Raw genomic sequence first — 17530 nt, 5'->3', positions numbered from 1 at the left:
CCCTACCGCTGTTTCTCGCCGCCGAACTCCGATTCGGTGACCCGGACGGTCAGCGTGTCGTCGACCTCCCGGAGGTCGTACTCGGGTAACTCGCGGCCCGTTCGGGTGACGTACATCGGTTCGACCAGCTCCGGCGGCTGCTCGGTCGCGGGTTGCTCGTCGTCCTCGTCGTCGCGCTCGGGCGGGTCCGGTTCGACGACGCCGTAGATCTTGAGGAATCGCTGGGCGTCGTCGTCGGTGACGTCGTCGTCCCGCAGCGCGGCAGCGAGGTCCCGCGAGAGCCACTCGGTTTCGCTGACGCTGGGCTCCATGACGAACACGTCGCGGGCGAAGCGGACGAGATACCAGTTCAGGTCGCCGAGGAGGGCGACGGCCGAGCCGAGACTCACCGTCTCGACGGCGACGGTGTTCTCGAAGGGTTCGCGCAGGTCGTAGGTGGCGAGTGCGTTCCGCGCCGTCTCTCGCGAGAGGAGTTCGTACCGGAGGTTCGTCTCCGGCGTGCCGACGATACAGACCCGCGCCATGTCGGGCAGGTGACCCCGACGAGGCAAAGCGGTTTCGGCTCGGTCGAAGGTCGGGCCTCTCGTCCTCTAGCACTGTAACGACCAGTAATTCCAAATGGTCGCTGTCCGTAAGGTCCCAGGATAAATAGACAGCAATGAGCCGAGATACAGATCCGGCCGAACCGACCGGTGCGGTACGGAAGGTTCCCTCTGGCAGTCCCGTACTGGACGAACTGCTCCGTGGGGGGCTTCCGGAGAACCGGGCGATCCTGCTGAGCGGTGGGCCGGGGACCGGGAAGTCGACCTTCGGGATGCAGTTCCTCCAGGAAGGGGTGGCACGCGACGACTCCTGTCTGTTCATCAGCACCGAGCAGACCCAGGACGAACTCAGGGACACGTTCGCTGGGTACGACTTCGAGTTGGACGACGAGAACCTGACGATCACGACGCTGCACGCGACTTCGGGCTACACGCTCGAAGACGAGGACCGAGAACTCACCCTGAAGACGCTCGACGGCGGTGATTCGGTCGGAGAGGGCTATTCTGCCCCCTTCGAACCGGAGTACATCGTCAAGCACCTCCGACAGTACGCGCCCGTCGACCGCGTCGTTCTCGACAGCGTGTCGGGTCTCTCCGCGATGGGCGAGGACTACGATCTGTTTCGCCGGGCGATCCTGGACCTGATTCGACTGTTCTCCGACGACTTCGAGGCGACGGCGCTGTTGACCGCCGAGGAGAGCGAGCCCGGGTCGAAATCCGGGCGCGCCACCGTCGCAGTCGCCGATTCGGTCCAGTACAACACCCACGGCGTCATCCGGCTCTGGCGCGAGAACGTCGAGGGCGACTACCACCGCTTCCTGGAGATCATGAAGATGCGGGGCGTCGACCACGACACGCGCGTGTTCCAGACGGAGTTCGCTGACGAAGGGATCAGGCTCATTCCCCGGATGCGGACTCATCCCGGCGAGTTCGTCCCCGAGGACTTCATGCCGACGGGCATCGACGGGCTGGACGCGCTCCTGGGCGGCGGCATCGTCACGGGCGGGACGATGCTGCTCCAACACGACGGCCAGGCCAGTCCCCACTCGATCATCACGAACCTGATGCGGGCGGCCGTCGACCGGGACATGGCCATCGCCTTCGTGCCGCCGGTCGAACTACCACCGAAACGCCTGGAAGCGATCATCGAGCGGGACATCGGCGACATGGACCACCTGCTGGAAAACGATCACATGTTCCTCGTCGACTACCCGAACATCTGGGAGAACACCCGCCGGAACGTGTTCAAACCGCGGGTCCACGACGACGAGAGCGCCGACGAGGTGTTCCAGACCATCGACGAGCGGCGCGGCGAGAAGGACCTGTTCACGGTCATCAACGTCGAAGCACAGCTTCCCGTGATGACGAACGACGAACTGAAGCAGGTCCGGTTCTGGCAGGAGGAGAACCTGATGCGGGACGAAGACACGTCACTATACTTCTTCAATCCGGGAACGATGAACGACCAGCTGGCCGAGTTCTACAAGAACGGTTCCTGGCAGGTGCTCAGAACCTGGATCAACGACAAGGGCCTCCAGTACCTCAAACTCAAGAAGTCGCCGGCCGGATTCCTCGGCTCGACGCGACTGGTGGAATACACCGAAGAGAAACCGTACATGCGCATCCAGCGGCCGCCGCGGGCCGGCGAGGACGGGGTGGGACTGTGAGCCCCGACGTCGAGCCGGCGAACGTCCTGGTGTTGGCCTCGGCGATGAGCGACGGAAAGACGGAGTCGTGTTACCACCTCCTGACCGATTCCCCGCCAGCCGAAATGGACCTCCTCCGAATCGTCTACCACCGATCGCCCGACCACCTCATAGAGGAGTGGACCGACCTGGTCGGGGACCTCCCGGCGAACACGGCCATCGTCAACGTCAACGACCGAGCGTCGGCCGACGTATCGGACTACGACACCGGGAACGAGAACGTCGAAGTCTTCACCGCCAACCCCAACGACCTCACCGGACTGGGGATGGAAATCAACAACGCACTGACGGCGCTCTCGGAGACTGACAACGATATCTTCGTCTGCTTCGACTCCGTTACAGCGTTGCTCCAGTTCGTCGACGTCGAGAGCGCCTACAAGTTCCTGCACATGTTCACCGGCCAACTCCACACGACCGGTGCCGTCGGTCACTTCCACATCGACCCGAACGCACACGACGATCAGGTTCTCAGCCGGCTGAAAACCACCTTCGACGACATGGTCCAGGCCGACGAGTAAGCCCCAAAATGTACGGCGACCGACTCCCCCTCAGAACGTCGACAGTTCGCCGTCGATAGCCCGTTTCGTGATACTCGTCACGTCGGCGAGTTCCCGGTCGATGACGGCCGAGACGTCGTCCTCGATGTCCGAGACGGCAACGCCGTCCTCGGTGACGACGTCCGCGTCGGCGACGTGTGGCTCGTCAATGGGGCGGCCGATCTGGGAAAGCAGGCGGATCTGGAGCTCCCGGATGCCGTCGACCTCCTCGCCGACCGTCTCGGCGATGTCCGTCGAGAGCAGGTTGTAGATCTTCCCGATGTGGTTGACGGCGTTTTTGCCGCTCGTCGCCTCGATGCTCATCGGCCGGTTGGGCGTGATGAGGCCGTTGGCGCGGTTGCCGCGGCCGACCGACCCGTCGTCGCCCTGTTCGGCCGACGTGCCAGTCGTGGTGAGATAGATCGACCCCTCGTCGTAGTCGTCGGCGGTGTTGACCTCGACCTCGACCGAGCGGTCCGTGTAGTCGGTCGCCAACTCGGTGACGTACTCCCGGACCCCGTCGACGGCATCGCGGTACTCGTCCATGTCCGCGACGTACTCGTCGACCATCGCGACGGCGACGGTCACGTCGATGTGATCGTTCTCGCGTTTGCCCATCACCTTGATGTCCGGCCCGACCTCCGGGTTTTCCTCGGCGTACTCGGTGTTCAACTTGCGCTCCGTGTTGTAGACAATCTGTTCGGTCTCGGTTAGCGGCGCGTGACCGACGCCGAAACTCGTGTCGTTGGCCATCGGGACCGACCCGTCCTCGCCGAAGACCTCCTGGAGGTCGCCGCTCCCCTCGCCGAGTTTCACGTCGACGACGACGTCCTTGCCGACGTCGAGGCGCGGCAGTTCCTCGTTGATGTAGTCGCGAGCGGCCTCGAGGGCGATGGTCTCGGCCGGAATCTTCGTGCCCTCGTACTCCTTGGTGGCGCGGCCGACGATGAGGAGGTAGATCGGTTCGAGCATCTCGCCGCCGCCGAAGGCCGGGGCGGCGGTGCCGGCGACGAGTTGCGTCTCGTCGGTGTTGTAGTGGAGCGGCTTCCCGAACCGATCGAGGTAGGTCTGGGCCAGCGCGCGCGCGACGCTCTCGGCGACGCCGTCACAGATGGAGTCGGGGTGTCCGATCCCTTTTCGCTCGACGATCTCGACTTCCTGGTCTTCGACTGCCAGCCGGTTGGTCGGCTGGACGCGAATGTTCCGCTCGGTCATTAGCCATCCCTTGGCAGGTGGGGATTCTATAACTTACGGAAATTTCCGCAGAATAACGATTACTGAGAGGTATCGCCGTCCCCGTCAGCGAGCAGCAAGCCGAGATACGAGGTGCGGATCTGGTCGTCCGGGTCGAGGTTCAGGCGTTCGAGCAACTCGAAGGCCGCTTCGCGGTTCGCTTCGACGGCGTCTTCGGTGTCGGCGTGCGTCTCGACTTCGACGAACGTGTTCAACCCGTCGATGTTGTCGAGCGTGACGGTGAACTCGTCGTATCGGAACCGTTCACGCTCCTTTCGGACTGTCGCGGCCGGCGAGAAACCCAGCGCCTCCAGGATCGCGCGTACGTCGTCGCCGTTCGCGACGGCCGCTTCGACTTCCTCTCTCGTCTTGGACTCGGCATCGACGAGCGGCCCTTTGTAGGTCAGGCGAGCGTTCGTCTCGTCGTCCCGACTCTCGCGGCGGATGCGGAGCGCCTCGTCGGTCTCGGTGAACTCCCTGTGCGGGGCGTCGAAGTAGGTGTCGACCTGCGTGACCGTCCCGATGGACTCGGCACCGAGTTCGCCCAAGCGGTCGCGCACGCGTTCGTGGTCGGCCTGGACCTTGACCTCGACCTCGTACATACCTGGTGGGTTCGCCGGCCGGCACAAAAGCAGTCGGATTCCGTGCGCACGGGGCCGACAGCAACGTCTCGGGTCCCCGACACCGCTGCTGTGCCGAAACGTTGACCTTAAGAGTACAAGCCCTGACTGTCTCGATATGAGTGACGAAGCCGAGGCCGACGAGGCCGAGCAGGCCGATGACGTAGCCGAGACCGAAGAAGACGTTGAGACCGAGGAGTCCACCGAGGGACTCCAGAACGGCGATTTCATCGAACTCGACTACACCGCCCGCACCGTCGAAGAGGGCATGATCGTCGACACGACCGATCCCGAGGTCGCCGAGGAAGAGGGCATCGACGACGAGGAACGGACCTTCGAACCCCGAACGCTCGTTCTGGGCGAGGGCTTCCTCTTCGAGGCCGTCGAAGAAGACATCATCGGCGGCGAAGTCGGCAAGTCCGGGTCCGTCGAGGTCCCCGCCGCGGAAGCGTTCGGCGAGTTCGACGACGAAGAGGTCCGCACGGTCAGTGCCAACAAGATCCCCGAGGACGACCGCTACCCCGGCGCGCAGGTCCAGATCGACCAGGAGCAGGGTCGCGTCGAGACGATCATCGGCGGCCGCGCGCGCGTCGACTTCAACCACCCGCTGGCCGGCGAGGACATCGAGTACGACTACGAGGTCGTCGGCACGGTCGACGACCGGATGGAGCAGGCCCAGAGCCTCTTCGAGATGTACCTCGACATGGAGCTGGAGATGTGGTTACAGACCGACACCGTCGAGGAAGAAGAGGTCGTCCAGCCTGACGAGGACGACGAGGACGCGGAACCCGAGACCGAGACCGTCGAGGTCGAAAAGGAGACGCTGTACATCGAGGCGAACATGCAGCTGACGATGAATCAGCAGTGGATGATGCAGAAACAACAGATCTGTCAGCAGGTCACTGACCTGCTCGGCATCGACCGCGTCATCATCCAGGAGATCATCGACGGCTCCGGGATGGGCATGGGCATGGGCGGCATGATGGGCGGTATGGGCGGTGCTGGCGGCGAGGACATCGAGGAAGCCCTCGAAGACGCCGACGTCGACGCCGAAGAGATCGTCGAGGAGATCGGCGACGCCGCGGACGAGTAAGTCTACACGGTCTTTTTTGACATACGTCCGGTTTTAACTGCAGTTCTGCCAAATGGAGATGGTTTTGGACAGATGGATACCAATTGGTAACACAACAGTTAACCCGGTGTGTTAGGTACTCATTCACATGCCCACGCCGGCCGACCCAGCACCCTGTGACGAGGATGCACAACTCTACGAGTGTCCAGCCTGTGGCAAGCGGCTCTGTAGCGCCGAGAAGGTCACGACGTGCCCGGGCTGTCACGAGATGATGCAGAACATCAGCACGCCCCGACCGGAGTAACGACTTCGCGGGTTTTCGCTCCGGGCGGGCCTTCCGGTTTATGCGATGTCGCGCGAGGTGTCGATCGAGACTTCCTCGACGAGATCGAGTTTGATGACGTCCGCGGGCGCACGGCCGCCGCGGAACTTCGGAATGGCGAGCCTGTTTTCGACGTCGTCGCCGGTCGTCGTGGTTTCGAGCTGAAAGACCACGTCGGCGAAGTGTTCGGTCGAGTCCCGGAGTCCGGGAACGTCGTGGCCGGTCAAACAGTGGAGGATCGCCAGACTCCCCGTGTTGAAAATGTGGTTCTGTACGTCGTTCATGAAGTTCCGGAACCGCGACGGCGGCTCCTGGGTTTCCAGGACGTTGACCGGATCGATGATGAGGTTCGAGGTCTCCGGGAGCGCGGAGACGAGTTTCCCCGCGTTGTCCAGCGGTGCCTCGCCGGGAATGTGTCGGACCGTCGGGTCGCCGGTTTCGGTCGGCGAGTTCCTGATGCTGTCGGAGACGGCCTCCTCCGAACGGTCGAGCGAGAGGTACAGCGTGCCGCGCGTCGCCGTCAGTTCGTACAGAAACAGCTCCGCCTGGCTCGCAGGCGAGGCGCACAACGCGACGATACTCCCGGCCGGGATCCCCCCGTTCAGTTTCCGGTCGAGAACGTCTATCCCGGTCCGGAGCCGATTCTCCATGCCACTCGAAACCAAGCATATCCAGCAGATTAAATATTCCGTTTGCGCACCTTTCTTGCGGCTGCCTGATAGGCTGTACGAACGTTTTCCACTTGCAACACGGGTTCGCTAGCGGCGGGAACCCGTGTACACACGCCGCATCCGAACAGTTTCCGCGCGGCCTCCTCCGATACCGTCGTTTCGGTAGCACGCCCCGCAACCGAACGATCGATCCAGACCACGCCGATCGGTGGGGCACCAAGAGTGCGCGCCATCGCAGCCGTCTTGGCCGTGTCCCGTATCGTCTGGGGCTCGGGATTGGTGACGAGGAGGGTTCGGTCGGCGACCCGCAACGGGACGGCCGCGTCCCGGGCCGCACCGGCCGGGCAGTCCAGCAGGACGGGACCGGACCACTGATCGAGGCGGTCGAGCCCGGCCGGGGCGGCATCGGGACCGATACCGGCCGGTACGACGGCGATGTCCGGCTGATCGCTCGGGGCGTGGGCGATGGTCGCAGGTCGTGCGCCGCCGGCGACCGCGTCGAGTCCCGGTTGGCGCGGCACGTCCGTTCGAAGGTGGAGGTCGGGCATCTCGTGGTCGGCGTCGGCGACGAGCGGGGACTGGCCCTCCCGTGCGAGTGCTGCCGCCAGACCGACGGCCGTCGTCGTCTTCCCGCAGCCGCCTTTGCCACCGGCGATAGCGAGCATGCCGGTGGGTGGTTCCGTCTTCGTACATGTACGTTCGGTCGCTCCGGCGAGCGCCGTCAGTTCCGGACGACGTTCAGGTCCCGCTGAATGCCCGCCGTGTACTCGGCGTTGACGTCAATGTTCGCGGCTTCGTCACCGCTTCCGTTGACGAGGTCCGCGCTTTCGGGGTCGGTACCGTTTCGGCGGAGCGTGTTCGTCGCGAGGACGGCGTCCTCGCCCGAGCGGATCCGGATGCCCGCGTTCCGACACGCGCTGATAGTGTTCCCGGTGACGCTGAAGCTGTAGGGGCGCTTGTTCCGGCGGGCCTCGTCGACGCGCACGTCGTCCAGGTCGGCGGGCACCGTCCGGGAGATGAAGCCGACGCCGCAGTTCCGGACGTGGTTGCCGGCGACCGTGATGTCGAACGACGTTTCAGCCGGCGTCCCAGCGACTGCGTCGGTGATATGCGTCCGCTTGTACTCGATCTCGATCCCCGCTTCACCGCCAGGGTCACCGCCGAACCGGTCGATGTCGCGGCAGACGTTCCCGACGATAGCCCCGCCCTGTGAGGGCGAACACGCGATGAGGCTGTGTCCGCCCTCGGAGACGACGTTCTGGGAGACGGCGAAGTCCCGGACGTTGTACACCGCGATGTTGTTGAACTTCAGGTCGGAGACGCGATTCGACGTCACGAGGACGTTCGTGGACTGTTTGAGGTCGATGTCGCTCCCCTCCGGGGCACCGCGGGCGGTGATCCCGTACCAGTTGGGGCCATCGACCACGTTGCCCTGTACGGTCACGTCGTCACACCCCGTGAAGGAGAGTGCCATTTGGAACCCATTGAGGGTCCGGTTGTTGGCGATGTACACACCGGAACAGCCGTCGGCCTGAACGGCGTGGTTGTCCAGTTGAGCACCGTCGGCGTCGAACTCGATCCCCACGACAGCGACGTTGTCGCCGCGGAGCCGAACGATGTCGTGCCCCGTCGCCAGCGGGTTGTCCTGTGCATCGCTGGGCAACGGGTCGTCGCGCTGGCCGGTCGTCGATCCGACGAACCGCGTCCCGTCCGAACCGACGAGCGTCGTCCCGGTACCCAGCGTCGCAGGGCCCCCGAATCGAAAGGTATCGGGACTGGCGACGACAGTCCCCCCGGACTCCGGGAGGTTATCGAAGGCGTACTGGAACGCCGCCTCGGCGTTTCTGTCGGCCGGTTCGTTGAATTCGATCCCCGCAATCGGGCTGTTCGCCACGAGGTAGCGGTCGTTCGTCCGATACACGTAGTAGGTCGCCTCCGGTACTCGCGGGCTGGTGCCGTTCGGGGCCGCTCGGCCACTCCCCGTGAGCGATCCCATCCCGACCGCCGTTCCCACACCCGAGAGGAACGTCCGCCGAGGGACCGTCCACCCGTTCGTTCGTGTGAGCGCCGCGTCCGCGTCGTCCGTGGAACGTGATCCGAACATCGATATCAAATGGACGTGCGTCGTCCACCCCACTCGAGTTGACAGCACCCGTTAGCTGTTTATCATGTAAACTACATAGCGTACGTACGTGTCACAGATAGTGACGGATTGAGCCACCGGCGTCAGAGTAGCCACCGTGTCGAGAGATTCAAGGGGGTTCGCCACGGCGTACCCGCTAATGCGGCACGACCACATCATCAGCGCCAAACAGCTCTCCAGGGCGGACATCGAGTCCGTCCTGGACCGGGCTGCCGAGATCGCCGCGGACCCCTCGGCCGTGGCCGACCGGCACGCCGGCAAACTGCTCGGGATGCTCTTTTTCGAGCCGAGCACCCGCACAAAGATGAGTTTCAGCGCGGCCATGAAGCGCCTCGGCGGCGACATCGTCGACATGGGACCGGTCGATCAGTCCAGCGTCAAGAAAGGGGAGAGTCTCGCGGACACCGTTCGCGTCGTCGAGGGATACGCCGACGCCCTGGTGATGCGCCACCCGCTGGAAGGCTCCGCGAAGATGGCCAGCGATTTCGTCGACGTTCCGCTCATCAACGCCGGCGACGGCGCGGGCCAGCACCCGACCCAGACGCTGCTCGACCTGCACACGATCCGGGAGTCGGCCGGCTTCGACGACCTCACCGTCGGCATCATGGGCGACCTGAAGTACGGCCGGACGGTCCACTCGCTGGCACACGCGCTGACGACGTTCGACGCGACCCAGCACTTCATCAGTCCCGAAAGCCTCCAGTTGCCCCGGAGCGTCCGCTACGACCTCCACGAGACCGGCGCGTCGATGCGGGAACACACGGAACTCGACGAGGTGCTGCCCAGCCTCGACGTGCTGTACGTGACCCGCATCCAGCGCGAGCGGTTCCCCGACGAGAACGAGTACCGCGAGATCGCCGGCGAGTACCAGATCGACGCCGAGACCCTGGAGGCGGCGAGCGACGACCTGGTCGTGATGCACCCGCTCCCGCGCGTCGACGAGATCGCCGCGGACGTCGACGAGACGACCCACGCCCACTACTTCCAGCAGGCACACAACGGCGTCCCGGTTCGTATGGCGCTGCTCGATCTCATCCTGGAGGGGAACGCATGACTGACGACGAGGAACTCCGCGTCAGCAAGATCACGGAGGGGACGGTCATCGACCACATCACGGGCGGCCAGGCGCTGAACGTCCTCGCCATCCTGGGCATCGACGGCTCCCGCGGCGAGGAGGTCAGCGTCGGGATGAACGTTCCGAGCGACCGGCTCGGCCGGAAAGACATCGTCAAGGTCGAAGGTCGGGAACTGAGCCAGGACGAAGTCGACGTCCTCTCGCTGATCGCGCCGGCCGCGACCATCAACATCGTCCGGGATTACGACGTCATCGAGAAACACCGCGTCGAACGGCCCGAGCAGGTCGTCGGCGTCCTCGAATGCCCGAACCGCAACTGCATCACGACGAAAAGCGAGCCGGTCGACTCCCACTTCGACGTCCTCGACGAAGGCGTCCGGTGTGCGTACTGTAACACGATCATCCGCGAGGGAATCGCCGACCACATCCAGGTCGACTGACTGTCGCTCGCGCCGTCGCTCCCGGTTTTTGCGGATTCCCGGAACAATTATAGCCCGAGGGTCCGACTTTTGTTACGCAATGTCGAAGAAGTTCAAACTCGTCGCCGCCCTGGTCGCCATCGTCCTCGTCTACCGCCTCGCGGTCAAGAAATAACGGACGTGGCGTCCGGTATCGTCCGCCAACTAGCGGGGGGTTTTCCCAACGCCTTTTCCTTTCTGCTCGCCTAGCCCGTGGCATGTACGGCGTCGTCACGCGCAACGAAGAAGAGTTGGCCTGGGGTGAGTTCGACCGGTCGTTCTACGAAGTCAAGGACGTGACCGGACGGGCCGCCGAACCGGTCGAGGACGGCATCAGCATGATCTCCTGTTTCGGCGACAACGCGGCCGCCGGTGCGAACTCGGACATCATCCCCATAAGCGACGAGGGCGAACTGGCGACCCGCGAGCGCCAGTACTTCGACTGGGCCTACGTCTGCCCCAACCACGACGACTATCGAGAGGGGCTGCTCGAAATCCTCGAAGACGTCGTCGAGGTCACGGAGGACGTTCGCCTCGACGACGTGGGCTTCCCTCGCGAGGAGTACTGTCACTGCGACCGCTGTGAACAGCGGTTCGCCGACAGCGAGTTCGACGACTGGCAGGCCTGGCGCGCCCACGTCATCACCGAGTTCGTCCGGGAGGCCCGCGAGCGCGTCCCCGGCGACCTGTATCTAACGCTCTACCCGGACCCGTACCCCGGACACGTCTACGAACGGGCCGGGTTGGACCTCGATGCGCTCTCGGAGTACGTCGACGAGTTCGTCGTCCCGCTGTACGACATGGCCTACTCGACGACCTACTGGCTCGAAATCCTGGCCAAAGGGTTCGAGTCCGCGCTCGACACGCCCTTCAGCATCGAACTGTACGCGGTCGACGTCGACATCGACAACCTCATCGACGCGGCCGAGGTGGCCGGCGAGTACAGCGAGACAGTGCTGTTCGGCTACGACGCGAGCAACGCCCGCGCGACGCTGCGGCGGCTGAACGCCGACCGGCGCGAGGGCAAAGAGTACGGCAGCTAGGCGACGTTTCGCTCGTCCTCGAAGCGGTTCGTGACGTTGCCGTTCTCGACGGTCGTCTGCAGCGTCACCGTCCCGAAGTTCGAGCGGATCTGCTCGTATCCGTCCTCGTCGACGCGGATCGTGATCGTCATCGATTCCGACGACCCCGATTCCAGCGTGTCGACCTGTTCGGCACCCTCCCAGACCGGGTCCGATCCCCCGGCGTACACCTCGAAATCGAGCGTGACGTTCTCGACGGCCACGTCGTCGGTGTTCGCAACGGTGACGGTCATCTCCCGACACTGCTTGCCGCATTTTTCCGTCCGATTGACGTCGAACGCGAAGGCCTGCGTTTCGTTGCCGTCGGTGCTCTCGTTCAGCGGCGGTGCGCCGTCCCCACCAGTCGGAACCACACCGAAGACGAACGCGGCAGCGACGCCGGCGACGACGACGGCGACGATCCCCCCAACTGCGAGCGCAGTCGTTGAACGATCCATCGGTTGCTGGTTCCCGACTCCGGTAAAAGTGTCTGGCGTCTATTACGAGCGGTGAAGCTGCCGGAGATCGAAAGGGATCGGGGCAGTCCTCAACTGGAGCCGAAGCGCTGCCGCCGCCAGCGTCGCAGTCTCGCGCGGTCGCGGGTGTCCTCGGGGAGGTCGGTAAACCAGCGGGCGTCGGAGATCTCGTCGTCCGGGTCGCTGACGGTCTGGTCGGTCGTCCGGGCACGTCCCTCGAAGACGGGAAGGACGCCCCAGGTCTGATACCCGTCGCTTCGGAAGGACACGCGCGCCAGGATGGCCAGGCCGTCGTAATCGGCCTCGACGCCTGCTTCCTCCTTGAGTTCGCGACGAGCGCCGTCTTTGAACGTCTCGTCGCCGTCGACCTCACCGCCGGGGACGACCCACATACCAACGCCCTCGTGGCGAACGAGCAGCAACTGCCCGGACTCGCGGTATACCAGCGTGTGTGCGCCGTACGGGAGTCCGTTCTCGCGGATGCGTTCGGCGAGCGTCCGGAACCGGGGCCGGGAGACCCGACGGGAGCGCTCGTACTCCAGGTATCCCGAATGGGCGTCGCTGAGTTGGTGATAGGTGCGTTCGGCCTGCTGGTCGGCTTCGTCGGCCTTGTACCAGAGGGTATCGACGGCCGTCATCGTCGGTTCGACGGGGAACCGGTAGTCCACGACCGATACCGAACGGCGTGACAGGGGGGCGTAACGTTATTCATAGGTCCATATATGCAGTGTATCTGCAATAAGTCTTCGACACGGGCACCGACCGGTCCCACCACCAGATCCCGCGGCAGACGCCCGCCTTCGGCTGCGTACTCGAAATCGATGAGGACGGGAAACGAACGACCAGCCGGTAGGCGCCGTTCGGAACTGGCTCGGCCGGTCCGAACCAGTCCCTTTTTAGGCAATCGTGGGGTACCGAACGGTATGAGTTTCGACGAAGACGACCGCGTCATCTTACACGACGAGCACAGCGAGTACGACGGCGAAGAGGGGACCATCACGCAGGTGATGGAGACGATGTTCGGCGACGAGACGTACACCGTCAACTTCGAGGACGGACAGGAAGCCGGTCTCTCCGAGGAACAACTCGATCTCGTCGAGTCCGGCGACGACGACGAGGAGTAACGACTCGCGATGCCGTCAGTCCCCTTCCACTACATCGACCTCCGGACGTTCTGCTATGCCACCGAGGACGAGAAGCGAGTCGAAGGGGCACTGCGGACGTTCCTGCCGGAAGACATCGAGATCGAGCGGGCGACGTCAGAGGGCCACCACGGCGACCGGATCGTCGTCCTCTCGGCTCGCGTCGAACGCGCCGACGAGATGCGTCACGTGCTCGGCCGGTTGAGCGACCTCGACACCGCCAGCCAACTGGCCGCCGAACTCGACGAGCGGGTCGACGAGAACTGTTCGCTCTTCCTCCGCATCGACAAGCAAGCCGCGTTCAACGGCGACGTCCGGCTGGGCGACGGCATCACGTTCCGCGCCAAAGTCGAAGCCTATCCCGCGACCAAGGAGGCCGCCGTCGAGAACGCACGCGAGGCGCTCGAAGCGTTCATCGCCGACGGTGACTGAACGACCGAGTCGACACGTCCCGGCTCCGCCAACCCCGTAGTTCCCCCGGATCGAGAGGCCCCAGACGCGTCGCGTCGAAACCAGAGTCGACCGTGACTCCCGCTGGGTTCACCCTGTTCACCGAGTTCACGGACCGTTCACTCTTCGACGCCGCTGAGACTCGACATCGGGGTCGCTCCCGCGACGATCGCACCCGTTGCCAGGAGCGCAGCCGAGAGGACGACGAAGTCCCCGGACGGCGAGTAACCGGCCAACCCTGCTCCCACCTGGACGATGAACACCGTGATGAAGAAACTCAGGATCGCAAAGAGCAGCATGACGAGTGCCGCGATGATACTACTGACGAGTGCGCCGAACGAATCGAGGAATCCCATTAACTACTGCCTCACTCGTCAAACACCCGGTCGACAGATAAGGATGCGGGACTGTTCACAATCAGTAGATAATCGAGCAGTACAGTCCCACCTGGTTTTTCCAGTTGTTTGAAGCCGAAAAAGGGGATCACTGTTCTCAGAACGCTGTACCCATCGGGGATGCGACAGTTTTCAGTCGAGTCGACTGGCGTACCCGAGCGACGGTCCGAGTCACCGCAATTGTCTGGTTGGCGTCACGTCCACTCTCTTTTCACCCATGCCGTGGAAGCACCCAGTGAGGGGGCAGAGAGAGTCGACCAGGGAGTCTCTCGGTCCCGCTCTGGGCACCCACAGACGTAGACTGCGGGTCAGGGACTGGATCGGTGGGGTACTGGAGGAGCCGCTCTAGACGACGGATCGAACCGATGTCACGACAGGAACCTACGAGTACTGGCGACAACGAGACCGAGCACTGGCATACCCGTGACGCTGCGGAGATCTACGAGACGTGTGATTCCGCTCCGGATGGGCTCACAGCTGCCGACGCCGCTCGGCGACGAGCGGAATACGGTCCGAACGAACTGCCAGCTGGTGAGGTGGTCACGTGGTGGGAGATTCTCCTCCGGCAGTTCAAGAGCCCGCTGATCTATATCCTCGCAATCGCCGCCGCCGTGTCAGTCGCTATCGGCGAGCTAACTGATGCTGGGTTCATCGTCGCCGTTCTCGCCATCAATGCAATTATCGGTGGCCTCCAGGAGTGGCAGGCCGAGCGAAGCAGTCAGGCCTTGCAGGAACTCATCCGGACCCGAGCAACGGTTCTCCGCGACGGGGACGCTGTCGAGATCGACGGAGAAGACGTCGTTCCCGGCGATATCGTGTTACTCGAATCGGGATTTCGCGTTCCGGCCGACATCCGGCTCACGCAGACGCACGAACTCGCAGTCGACGAATCCCCGCTGACCGGCGAATCCGAATCGGTCTCCAAGGACGAAGACTGGCAGGGAGCGCCTGCGGACCCGCTGGGTGACCGCCGGAACATGGCCTATTCGGGTACTGTCGTAACCCGGGGCCGGGGTCGCGGTGTGGTGGTGGGAACCGGTGCCGAGACGGCCGTCGGCCGTCTCGCCGAAGACGTCACGGCGGTCGAGGGTGGAAATCCGCCGCTCGTCGCCCGGATGGAGCGATTCACCCAGCTAATCAGTATCGCTGTCGTCGTCGCAGCGGTCTTCGTCGCGCTGGTCGGGATATTTTTCCAGGGGTATAGCGTGGTCGAGATGTTCCTCTTTGCAGTCGCACTGGCCGTCTCGGCGATTCCCGAAGGCCTGCCGGTGGGGATGACGGTCGCGCTCGGGGTCGCCAGCCGTCGCATGGCCGATGTCGGTGTCATCGTCAGGCGACTCGTCGCTGTCGAGGGACTGGGGAGCTGTACGCTGATTGCGACCGACAAGACGGGGACGCTGACGGCCAACGAACTCACCGTGCGAACGGTTCGCCTTCCCGACGGGACCGACCTCGACGTCACCGGCGAGGGCTACGAACCGGATGGTGCGGTCCGACGGGATGGTGCCGTTCCCGGTGATGCCGTCGAACGTCTCGCCAGGGCTGCAGCCCTCTGTAACGAGGGCACACTGCACCATCGGGACGGCGAGTGGACCTGGCGAGGTGATCCGACCGACATCGCGCTCCTGTCGTTCAGTCGGAAAGCCGGAATCACCCGAGAAACTGCACTGGCCGAGCGACCGCAAGTGGACGAGATCCCCTTCGAGTCCGAGCAGCGATTCGCCGCAACCTACCATCGCGGGCCTGACGACGAGACCATCGAGGTGTACGTCAAGGGTGCTCCCGAGCGCGTCCTCGAAATGTGCGATGGAGGAGCTACCGGTTCGCAGGAGTCGACTGACCGGCTCCTGAACGACGCGACCGACCTCGCTGAAGACGGCTATCGCGTGCTCGCGGTCGCAGCAGGGGTGCTTGATGCCCCATACAACTCCGAGGAGCCGCCGACGGAACCAGCCGGCCTGACCTTTCTTGGATTCGTCGGCATGATCGACCCGCTTCGTGAGGGGGTCGCGGAGGCGATCGCATCCGCGAAGGCTGCGGGTATCGGCGTCACCATGGTGACGGGTGACCACCCGGAAACAGCGCTGGCCATCGCTCGGGACCTCGGGCTGGCCGAGGAAGACGACGACGTGGTGACTGGTGCTGATCTGGCAGACGTCCCCGACGACGAGCTCCGGGAGCGGGTTCGGACGACTCGTGTCTTCGCCCGGGTGTCCCCCTCGCAGAAACTCGACATCGTCGAGGCAGCCAGGGAAACCGGACACTTCGTCGCCGTCACGGGCGATGGCGTCAACGATGCCCCCGCGTTGCGTCAGGCCAACATCGGTATCGCCATGGGCGAATCGGGGACCGACGTTGCCAGGGATGCTGCGGAGTTGATCATCAGTGACGACAACTTCGCGACCATCGTCGCGGGCATCAGACAGGGCCGAATCGCCTACGACAACATCCGCAAGGTGATCTATCTCCTCGTCTCGACTGGCGCAGGCGAGGTGTTACTCGTGTTGCTGGCACTCGCTGCTGGAATGCCGCTCCCGCTCGCCCCGGTCCAGATTCTCTGGCTGAATCTCGTGACGAACGGTGTTCAGGACGTCGCCCTCGCCTTCGAGCCGGAGGAAAACGATGTCCTGGACCGGCCACCACGCGACCCGGACGAACGCATCTTCAACCGACTCATGGGAGAGCGCACCGTCGTCGCAGCCCTGGCGATGGGTGTGTTTGGGTTTCTCACATTTTCGTGGCTCCTCGACAGTGGGCTCTCGGAGACGGCAGTACGCAATCACGTCTTGCTGCTGTTCGTCCTCTTCGAGATCGTCAACATCGGCAACGCCCGCTCGGAGACGATATCGATGCTCCGACTCTCTCCACTCCGGAGTCCGATTTTGCTGACGGGGACGCTCGCTGCCTTCCTGATTCACGTCGGCGCGATGTACTACCCACCGGCACAGCGAGTTCTCGAATCAGCCCCCGTCGACCCGAGACTGTGGGTGGCTCTGGGAGCCATCGCCCTCACTGTCGGCGTCGCGATCGAGATGCACAAACTGTACTGGCGACGGCGCGCTTCCAACAGCGGTCAGGACGGCGACAGATAACACGCATTGCAACGCCCGGATTCGGGTCCCGACCACTGACAGATAGACCGGGCTACCGTACTGACGCTGCGCCACGTCGAACGCGACTGTCGAGGTCTGAAGACGGAGTGGGAGAATGGCGCTGGCGACTCGGTTACCGGGAACATCATCGTCGGCAAGGAGACGGGAACGCAAGCGGATAGCAATACGAACAGGGAATACTGGGCGTCGAACAGAACGCGCCGGGTGCCAGTGTCCAGACGGTCGACAATCCAACGGGCGGTCCGAGCTGCGACCCAACAGGCAGACACTCAGGGCACGGGATAGGGCAGAAGAATCTACCACTGTCCGAGCGGCGGGGGCAGGGATGGCCGCTCCCGGGTCAGTTCCAGAGCCCGCTCACTCGGAATAGCCTTCCTGAAGGAAGGCTCCGTCTGTCTCGTACATGGAGACCAGTTCGGCGATGAACTCCTCGTATGTCTCGTCCTCTTCGAGGTGGTCGTCCAGTCGATCTCTGAGATCGTCGCTGATTTCGAGTGTGTATGGCATGGCCAATG

At 63.9% G+C, this 17530-nt stretch carries 20 protein-coding genes; 10 read left to right on the top strand and 10 right to left on the bottom strand.

Annotation, left to right across the window (positions count from 1 at the left end; all coding sequences use genetic code 11):
* Positions 1 to 2: 2 nt before the first annotated feature.
* Positions 3 to 524 (bottom strand): DUF5804 family protein, encoded by a 522-nt coding sequence (locus E2481_RS00160; protein WP_136715098.1) that lies wholly within the window; start codon positions 522 to 524, stop codon positions 3 to 5.
* 134 nt (positions 525 to 658) lie between these two features.
* Between E2481_RS00160 and E2481_RS00155 the strand changes: the two genes are divergently transcribed.
* Positions 659 to 2209, top strand: a complete 1551-nt coding sequence (locus tag E2481_RS00155) for an RAD55 family ATPase (protein WP_136715097.1) — start codon at positions 659 to 661, stop codon at positions 2207 to 2209.
* Positions 2206 to 2766 carry a DUF7504 family protein gene (locus tag E2481_RS00150; RefSeq protein WP_136715096.1) on the top strand — a complete coding sequence of 187 codons (561 nt, stop codon included), beginning with the start codon at positions 2206 to 2208 and terminating at the stop codon, positions 2764 to 2766. Before E2481_RS00155 ends, E2481_RS00150 begins: the two co-directional genes overlap by 4 nt.
* A 30-nt stretch (positions 2767 to 2796) precedes the next feature.
* Here the strand turns inward: E2481_RS00150 and E2481_RS00145 are convergent, their stop codons facing one another.
* Both E2481_RS00145 and cyaB read right to left on the bottom strand, forming a co-directional pair.
* Entirely contained in the window at positions 2797 to 3999 is a 1203-nt protein-coding gene (locus E2481_RS00145) for a methionine adenosyltransferase (protein WP_136715095.1), read from the bottom strand.
* Between the two features lie 59 nt (positions 4000 to 4058).
* Positions 4059 to 4619 (bottom strand): class IV adenylate cyclase, encoded by a 561-nt coding sequence (gene cyaB / locus E2481_RS00140; RefSeq protein WP_136715094.1) that lies wholly within the window; start codon positions 4617 to 4619, stop codon positions 4059 to 4061.
* Positions 4620 to 4755: 136 nt separating this feature from the next.
* On the opposite strand from cyaB, the gene E2481_RS00135 reads away from it, so the two are divergent.
* Together E2481_RS00135 and E2481_RS00130 are read left to right on the top strand one after the other, a co-directional pair.
* On the top strand, positions 4756 to 5730 hold the full coding sequence (locus tag E2481_RS00135) for an FKBP-type peptidyl-prolyl cis-trans isomerase (protein WP_136715093.1): 975 nt from the start codon (positions 4756 to 4758) through the stop codon (positions 5728 to 5730).
* Between the two features lie 127 nt (positions 5731 to 5857).
* Positions 5858 to 6013 carry a rubrerythrin-like domain-containing protein gene (locus E2481_RS00130; RefSeq protein WP_136715092.1) on the top strand — a complete coding sequence of 52 codons (156 nt, stop codon included), beginning with the start codon at positions 5858 to 5860 and terminating at the stop codon, positions 6011 to 6013.
* Positions 6014 to 6051: 38 nt separating this feature from the next.
* On the opposite strand, the gene E2481_RS00125 is transcribed toward E2481_RS00130, so the two are convergent.
* The 3 genes from E2481_RS00125 to E2481_RS00115 are packed head-to-tail and all read right to left on the bottom strand — an operon-like array spanning position 6052 to position 8806.
* Positions 6052 to 6681, bottom strand: coding sequence for an RAD55 family ATPase (locus E2481_RS00125; protein ID WP_136715091.1), 630 nt, complete (start codon positions 6679 to 6681; stop codon positions 6052 to 6054).
* Positions 6682 to 6710: 29 nt separating this feature from the next.
* Positions 6711 to 7367, bottom strand: coding sequence for a MinD/ParA family ATP-binding protein (locus E2481_RS00120; RefSeq protein ID WP_136715090.1), 657 nt, complete (start codon positions 7365 to 7367; stop codon positions 6711 to 6713).
* A gap of 56 nt (positions 7368 to 7423) precedes the next feature.
* Positions 7424 to 8806 (bottom strand): right-handed parallel beta-helix repeat-containing protein, encoded by a 1383-nt coding sequence (locus tag E2481_RS00115; RefSeq protein WP_136715089.1) that lies wholly within the window; start codon positions 8804 to 8806, stop codon positions 7424 to 7426.
* Positions 8807 to 8984: 178 nt separating this feature from the next.
* Between E2481_RS00115 and pyrB the strand changes: the two genes are divergently transcribed.
* The 3 genes from pyrB to E2481_RS00100 all read left to right on the top strand — a co-directional run bounded on the left by pyrB (position 8985) and on the right by E2481_RS00100 (position 11421).
* Positions 8985 to 9899 (top strand): aspartate carbamoyltransferase, encoded by a 915-nt coding sequence (gene pyrB / locus E2481_RS00110; RefSeq protein ID WP_136715088.1) that lies wholly within the window; start codon positions 8985 to 8987, stop codon positions 9897 to 9899.
* The gene (gene pyrI, locus E2481_RS00105) at positions 9896 to 10360 is read left to right on the top strand and encodes an aspartate carbamoyltransferase regulatory subunit (protein ID WP_136715087.1); all 465 of its coding nucleotides are present in this window, start codon (positions 9896 to 9898) and stop codon (positions 10358 to 10360) included. The genes pyrB and pyrI overlap by 4 nt, the downstream gene beginning before the upstream one ends.
* A 236-nt stretch (positions 10361 to 10596) precedes the next feature.
* On the top strand, positions 10597 to 11421 hold the full coding sequence (locus E2481_RS00100; protein WP_136715086.1) for a hypothetical protein: 825 nt from the start codon (positions 10597 to 10599) through the stop codon (positions 11419 to 11421).
* Here the strand turns inward: E2481_RS00100 and E2481_RS00095 are convergent.
* Both E2481_RS00095 and E2481_RS00090 read right to left on the bottom strand, forming a co-directional pair.
* The gene (locus E2481_RS00095; RefSeq protein WP_136715085.1) at positions 11418 to 11897 is read right to left on the bottom strand and encodes a hypothetical protein; all 480 of its coding nucleotides are present in this window, start codon (positions 11895 to 11897) and stop codon (positions 11418 to 11420) included. The two genes, E2481_RS00100 and E2481_RS00095, sit on opposite strands and share 4 nt — an antisense overlap.
* An 89-nt stretch (positions 11898 to 11986) precedes the next feature.
* Positions 11987 to 12553, bottom strand: coding sequence for an NUDIX hydrolase (locus E2481_RS00090; RefSeq protein ID WP_136715904.1), 567 nt, complete (start codon positions 12551 to 12553; stop codon positions 11987 to 11989).
* A gap of 285 nt (positions 12554 to 12838) precedes the next feature.
* Between E2481_RS00090 and E2481_RS00085 the strand changes: the two genes are divergently transcribed.
* Both E2481_RS00085 and E2481_RS00080 read left to right on the top strand, forming a co-directional pair.
* Positions 12839 to 13039 carry a DUF1918 domain-containing protein gene (locus tag E2481_RS00085; RefSeq protein WP_136715084.1) on the top strand — a complete coding sequence of 67 codons (201 nt, stop codon included), beginning with the start codon at positions 12839 to 12841 and terminating at the stop codon, positions 13037 to 13039.
* A gap of 9 nt (positions 13040 to 13048) precedes the next feature.
* Positions 13049 to 13489 carry an RNA-binding protein gene (locus E2481_RS00080; RefSeq protein ID WP_136715083.1) on the top strand — a complete coding sequence of 147 codons (441 nt, stop codon included), beginning with the start codon at positions 13049 to 13051 and terminating at the stop codon, positions 13487 to 13489.
* 137 nt (positions 13490 to 13626) lie between these two features.
* On the opposite strand, the gene E2481_RS00075 is transcribed toward E2481_RS00080, so the two are convergent.
* Positions 13627 to 13863, bottom strand: coding sequence for a hypothetical protein (locus E2481_RS00075; RefSeq protein WP_136715082.1), 237 nt, complete (start codon positions 13861 to 13863; stop codon positions 13627 to 13629).
* A 404-nt stretch (positions 13864 to 14267) separates the two neighbouring features.
* Here E2481_RS00075 and E2481_RS00070 point away from each other — a divergent pair, with 404 nt between their 5' ends.
* Positions 14268 to 16994 (top strand): cation-translocating P-type ATPase, encoded by a 2727-nt coding sequence (locus E2481_RS00070; RefSeq protein ID WP_136715081.1) that lies wholly within the window; start codon positions 14268 to 14270, stop codon positions 16992 to 16994.
* Between the two features lie 378 nt (positions 16995 to 17372).
* Here E2481_RS00070 and E2481_RS18470 read toward each other — a convergent pair whose 3' ends face one another.
* Entirely contained in the window at positions 17373 to 17522 is a 150-nt protein-coding gene (locus tag E2481_RS18470) for a DUF7557 family protein (RefSeq protein ID WP_169302338.1), read from the bottom strand.
* Positions 17523 to 17530 lie beyond the last annotated feature (8 nt).

Origin of the sequence: Halorientalis salina (assembly GCF_005049285.1) — an archaeon.
Classification (GTDB): domain Archaea; phylum Halobacteriota; class Halobacteria; order Halobacteriales; family Haloarculaceae; genus Halorientalis; species Halorientalis salina.
This window is presented reverse-complemented; position numbering and strand designations above follow the sequence as displayed.

Coding starts and splice junctions, on each gene's coding strand:
- E2481_RS00160 (WP_136715098.1), bottom strand. CDS start 524: ATGGCGCGGGTCTGTATCGTCGGCACGCCGGAGACGAACCTCCGGTAC.
- E2481_RS00155 (WP_136715097.1), top strand. CDS start 659: ATGAGCCGAGATACAGATCCGGCCGAACCGACCGGTGCGGTACGGAAG.
- E2481_RS00145 (WP_136715095.1), bottom strand. CDS start 3,999: ATGACCGAGCGGAACATTCGCGTCCAGCCGACCAACCGGCTGGCAGTC.
- cyaB (WP_136715094.1), bottom strand. CDS start 4,619: ATGTACGAGGTCGAGGTCAAGGTCCAGGCCGACCACGAACGCGTGCGC.
- E2481_RS00135 (WP_136715093.1), top strand. CDS start 4,756: ATGAGTGACGAAGCCGAGGCCGACGAGGCCGAGCAGGCCGATGACGTA.
- E2481_RS00130 (WP_136715092.1), top strand. CDS start 5,858: ATGCCCACGCCGGCCGACCCAGCACCCTGTGACGAGGATGCACAACTC.
- E2481_RS00125 (WP_136715091.1), bottom strand. CDS start 6,681: ATGGAGAATCGGCTCCGGACCGGGATAGACGTTCTCGACCGGAAACTG.
- E2481_RS00120 (WP_136715090.1), bottom strand. CDS start 7,367: ATGCTCGCTATCGCCGGTGGCAAAGGCGGCTGCGGGAAGACGACGACG.
- E2481_RS00115 (WP_136715089.1), bottom strand. CDS start 8,806: ATGTTCGGATCACGTTCCACGGACGACGCGGACGCGGCGCTCACACGA.
- pyrB (WP_136715088.1), top strand. CDS start 8,985: ATGCGGCACGACCACATCATCAGCGCCAAACAGCTCTCCAGGGCGGAC.
- pyrI (WP_136715087.1), top strand. CDS start 9,896: ATGACTGACGACGAGGAACTCCGCGTCAGCAAGATCACGGAGGGGACG.
- E2481_RS00100 (WP_136715086.1), top strand. CDS start 10,597: ATGTACGGCGTCGTCACGCGCAACGAAGAAGAGTTGGCCTGGGGTGAG.
- E2481_RS00095 (WP_136715085.1), bottom strand. CDS start 11,897: ATGGATCGTTCAACGACTGCGCTCGCAGTTGGGGGGATCGTCGCCGTC.
- E2481_RS00090 (WP_136715904.1), bottom strand. CDS start 12,553: ATGACGGCCGTCGATACCCTCTGGTACAAGGCCGACGAAGCCGACCAG.
- E2481_RS00085 (WP_136715084.1), top strand. CDS start 12,839: ATGAGTTTCGACGAAGACGACCGCGTCATCTTACACGACGAGCACAGC.
- E2481_RS00080 (WP_136715083.1), top strand. CDS start 13,049: ATGCCGTCAGTCCCCTTCCACTACATCGACCTCCGGACGTTCTGCTAT.
- E2481_RS00075 (WP_136715082.1), bottom strand. CDS start 13,863: ATGGGATTCCTCGATTCGTTCGGCGCACTCGTCAGTAGTATCATCGCG.
- E2481_RS00070 (WP_136715081.1), top strand. CDS start 14,268: ATGTCACGACAGGAACCTACGAGTACTGGCGACAACGAGACCGAGCAC.
- E2481_RS18470 (WP_169302338.1), bottom strand. CDS start 17,522: ATGCCATACACACTCGAAATCAGCGACGATCTCAGAGATCGACTGGAC.